We start from the raw sequence: 1,021 nt of genomic DNA, 5'->3' as shown, positions 1-1,021 counted from the left end.
GACCGCGCCGACGCCGTTCGCGGTGGTGGGCCCGGTTCCCTCGGCGCCGCTCGCGCCCTCGGTGGGACCCACGACGACGACGAGGTCCGCCGCCTCCCGAAGCGGATGACCCGCGTCCACCTCGGAGACCGGTCCGCCCCCTTCCAGCTGGAGCGAGAGCCAGACCCGCCGCACGGAGGTCCGGTCCGCCGGCGCCTCGACCGCCGACCCGGCGGGCAGGGTCACCATCGCCAGTTCCGCGCCGGCTTGGCTGCGGCGGGACCGCCACCGGCGCTCGGTCCACTCGTCGTCGCCGTCGTCGAAATACACGGTGCGCACGCCGGTGTCCCCGCCCGGGAGGCGCCGCTTCCGGGCCGCCACGGGTAGCTCGGCCAGGTGGGTGCGCTCGCGCAGGAGGGTGTCGTAGCCGACCGCCAGCGCCGCCGGGAACGCGAGGTTGGGCGCCAGGAGGAACCCGGTCGCGTCGTCGTCGTCGTTCATCGCCCGCTCGAGCTCGTCGGAGATGTGGTCGACCTCGCGGCGCAGATCCACCACGGCGTTGGCGGTGCCGAACCAGCCCGTCGCCGACCGGAAACCCAGACTGCGGGCGTTGGCGACGTCCACGGCGGCACGCATCCGATCCGCGCTCTCGGCCGGCAGCAGGCGCAGGTAGTACAGGGTGCCGTTGTGTGCCATGAGCCACGCGCGCAGAGCCATCGCCACCACCAGCACGAGCAGGGTGCCGAAGAACCAGCCCAGCCGGGACGGCGAGGTACAGGTGTCGGACCACAGGTCGGACACCGTGGAGATCGTGCACGACGCGTCGCGGGCGATGAGGTCCTCGGCGACAAGCCCGCCGAACGCGGTGGTCAACGCGACCGTGATGGCGATGAGCGTCTCGAGGAGGAACACGCGCATGAGCGTATCTGTCGCCTCGGACACCGGCCGCGAAGTGGCGGCGCGACCTCCCGGGCGGGCCTAGGCTTCTGGCATGACCCGCACGATCGCCCGGCCCCTGCCCCGCACGGTGTCCGCTCCCGCC

General features: G+C 73.4%; 1 pseudogene. It reads right to left on the bottom strand.

Annotated elements, in window-relative coordinates:
• Positions 1-897: pseudogene (locus G6030_RS13290) on the bottom strand (hypothetical protein); the annotation flags it as partial.
• Positions 898-1,021 lie beyond the last annotated feature (124 nt).

The sequence above is a fragment of the Dietzia sp. E1 genome, assembly GCF_014145015.1.
In the GTDB taxonomy this organism is placed as follows: domain Bacteria; phylum Actinomycetota; class Actinomycetes; order Mycobacteriales; family Mycobacteriaceae; genus Dietzia; species Dietzia cinnamea_A.
The sequence above is the reverse complement of the archived record's forward strand: the minus strand, read 5'-3'. Positions and strand labels throughout refer to the sequence as shown.